The sequence below is a fragment of the Nostoc flagelliforme FACHB-838 genome (assembly GCF_014698065.1).
Taxonomy (GTDB): domain Bacteria; phylum Cyanobacteriota; class Cyanobacteriia; order Cyanobacteriales; family Nostocaceae; genus Nostoc; species Nostoc flagelliforme_B.
This window is the reverse complement of record NZ_JACJSI010000589.1, coordinates 1-2,801: the sequence shown is the minus strand read 5'-3', so window position 1 is coordinate 2,801 and position 2,801 is coordinate 1. Positions and strand designations below refer to the sequence as shown.

3 protein-coding genes and 2 pseudogenes are annotated in these 2,801 nt (G+C 41.7%); 3 read left to right on the top strand and 2 right to left on the bottom strand.

Going from position 1 to position 2,801, the window contains the following annotated elements; translation table 11 throughout:
• Both H6G97_RS49280 and H6G97_RS49275 read left to right on the top strand, forming a co-directional pair.
• A pseudogene (locus H6G97_RS49280) lies at positions 1-419 on the top strand (transposase); the annotation flags it as partial.
• Positions 420-434: 15 nt separating this feature from the next.
• Positions 435-866, top strand: a pseudogene (locus H6G97_RS49275) (GFA family protein); the annotation flags it as partial.
• Between the two features lie 77 nt (positions 867-943).
• On the opposite strand, the gene H6G97_RS49270 reads toward H6G97_RS49275, so the two are convergent.
• Positions 944-1,411, bottom strand: coding sequence for a GNAT family N-acetyltransferase (locus H6G97_RS49270; RefSeq protein ID WP_190947540.1), 468 nt, complete (start codon positions 1,409-1,411; stop codon positions 944-946).
• On the bottom strand, positions 1,389-1,619 hold the full coding sequence (locus tag H6G97_RS49265; protein WP_242056173.1) for a hypothetical protein: 231 nt from the start codon (positions 1,617-1,619) through the stop codon (positions 1,389-1,391). The genes H6G97_RS49270 and H6G97_RS49265 overlap by 23 nt, the downstream gene beginning before the upstream one ends.
• Before the next feature lie 93 nt (positions 1,620-1,712).
• Here H6G97_RS49265 and H6G97_RS49260 point away from each other — a divergent pair, with 93 nt between their 5' ends.
• Positions 1,713-2,192, top strand: coding sequence for a GNAT family N-acetyltransferase (locus tag H6G97_RS49260; RefSeq protein ID WP_190947539.1), 480 nt, complete (start codon positions 1,713-1,715; stop codon positions 2,190-2,192).
• Positions 2,193-2,801 lie beyond the last annotated feature (609 nt).

Sequence of the window (2,801 nt, the reverse complement as noted above, 5' to 3'; positions counted from 1 at the left end):
GGTTGACTATCTCACTGGCAAATTACTTCTTAAAGCTTACAACGCTGGTAATTCAGACAATACAATTGATTATTTACGTTATTTATTAGACCAGTCTCCCAACCAACGATTACTTCTTTTTTGGGATGGTGCTTCTTACCATCGTTCCCATCAAGTCCAAGATTTTTTAGCTAAGGTGAACCTTGGTTTACCAGAAGAACAATGGCAAATTCACTGTGTCCGCTTTGCTCCCAATTGCCCATCACAAAATCCTATTGAGGATATCTGGTTACAAGCTAAAACATGGGTACGGCGTTTTTGTGCTTTGATTCCTTCGTTCTCTCATCTGAAATGGATGTTTGAGTGGTTTATCCAGCACACAAACGAGTGATTTTGCCACTCTTCAAATGTACGGAGCTTTTTCAGAAATCAAATACTAGTCCTATACTGGAGGTTGTCAATGCGGAAATATCCGTTATGAAATCCGCTCCCAACCTTTAACTCTTTACTTGTGCCATTGCAAAGAATGTCAAAAACAATCATCCAGTGCCTTTGGAATGTCACTTACTGTACCACGAGATGCTTTAGTTGTGACCCGAGGACAGCCAAAAGCTTGGATTCGCAAAGCTGACAGCAAACGTGAAGTAAAAAATGTATTCTGCGGTGAGTGGGGAACGCGGTTATTTCATGAGCGTACTTACAGCCCCGGTACGATTAACGTCAAAGCTGGAACATTAGACGATACAAGCAATTTACTTCCAGTTGGCAACCTTTGGACACGCAGCGCACAGCCTTGGCTAACAATTTCCGAGGAAATGCTCAACTACGAAGGGCAACCAGATGATATACATCCGTTATGGAACAAATGGAAACAACAGAGTTCATAGATTTTCCAAAAAAATTTATCCTGAAAATTTGGACAATTTTGCAGATTCTTCGAGCAATATGCTAGTTTTTCAGGAAATTAAGCGAGACTTTTCATCATAAATACACTGTTCGCGTCTTGGGTATAATCCCCAAAAGGGCCTCGGTACTCGAATCCGTAACGTATGTACAAGGCTCGCGCTGGGGTAAACTCTCCAAAAGCCTCTGTTTCCAAATACAGGCAATTATAACCACGTCGGTGGGCTTCCTTGATGATATGTTCCAGAATCCTTGAGGCGACACCCCTACGTCGGTGAGCCTTGACGGTACGCATTGATTTAATTTCACCACTTCTTGAATCTAATTCTTTCAATGCCCCGCATCCAACCAGTTCTTCGTCATCCCAAGCTGTCCAAAAAGTAATATTAGGCGAACGCAATGCCTCTATATCAAGAGCATGAACGCTTTCGGGTGGGGTAATCTCATGCATGTTTTTGAGATGTTCCCTCAAAAGGTCAGCAATATTTTTACCTGTCAGGTCATCTTCACGAATTTGCAATCGGCTCATTTCCTTCATTAACCCCATATTCCTGCTCAATCAAACCCAACAGCTTCTCCTCCATAGCAGTCAAATACCGTCGCTTCAGTTCCCCCAAGTGCTTCAGCAGAGCACAGGCAGCATCTTCCAAGTTCTCGTTTTCCTGTAACCTACTGATGCGATCGCAAATTACTTGCATCTGCTGACATTCCGGCTCCAGGTAATTCAGTGGCTTCAAGTGGTCAATTCTAACGGTGTACTGCCTATACCAGAAAAACAAAAGATTAGCTGGTAGTATTTATGTAACATACTAAAACCACATAATACCTTTATGCGAATTGAACCATACGAAGATAGCCAACTTGATACCATCAAAAGTCTTTCACTCCGCGCATGGAGTCCGGTCTTTGATTCGATTCAAAAAGCGATGGATATTGAGGTGTACCATTCATTCTACCCTGATGGTTGGCGTGTAAGTCAGCTTAATGCTGTTGAGTCAGTCTGTACTACAACAGACATGAAGGTGTGGGTTGCCATCGACTCTGATTCAACCGTGGGCTTTGTAGCCGTGAAACTCCACTCAGAGAGTAGTATGGGAGAAATCTACATGATTGCCGTTGATCCAGATTATCAACGTCTTGGCATTGGAGCCCCTTTGGTCGAGTTTGCTCTTAATTGGATGAAAGCTGCTGGTATGTCCGTTGCTATGGTCGAGACTGGAGGCGATCCTGGCCATGCACCAGCACGTTGTACCTATGAAAAGCTGGGTTTCGGGCTGTTACCAATTGCAAGGTACTTTAAAAAGCTGTAAAAGGCATTGAGACAGGATATTTGTAAAAACCTGCATTCGAGTCTCACTAATGCTTTATTTCTCGTTGCTGAACAAAGCTTTTTAGTCAAAGTTTTATTTTGTAGAATCACTTACAGCATTGTGGCATTGCTTCTTTGTTGCATTAACCCTGTTTAGTCACTCTCGGAAAACAAGAATCGAAGCAAGATTTTGAAACTTTGATTTAATCAAGCTTTGAGCCTTTATTTTCTAACAGTAACTAAAGTTTGTAGCCAAAACCTGAAGATTAAAGCTCTCAAAGGCTTTCAGCGATTAGGTTCTCCCAGAATGACAAAACAGGGTTAATCTCTAATTTCTGACTCCAGAACCTTCAACAATTTCTTTTCTAAAAAGTCAGTTTTTGTGGAGCTATTGTTAATGAGCGTTGTATTAGCCAATACCAGTTTTCCGTACTCAGTTTCCGGACGGAGGTAGAAGCAAAATAGAACCATAGCGGGAGTAAACAGCCGCAAATCACAAGTTTCATAAAGAATAGTCTTGGCAATTTCTTTAAATTACTAGTCAATCCTTCGGCTGGAGAAATTGTCTATCTTTCTAAACAATCAGGAGTTTAATTATGAAGCCAGGACA

What these genes read in the sequence shown, in the direction of transcription:
- H6G97_RS49270 (WP_190947540.1), bottom strand. Translation starts at nt 1,411, where the DNA reads ATGAGCCGATTGCAAATTCGTGAAGATGACCTGACAGGTAAAAATATT.
- H6G97_RS49260 (WP_190947539.1), top strand. Translation starts at nt 1,713, where the DNA reads ATGCGAATTGAACCATACGAAGATAGCCAACTTGATACCATCAAAAGT.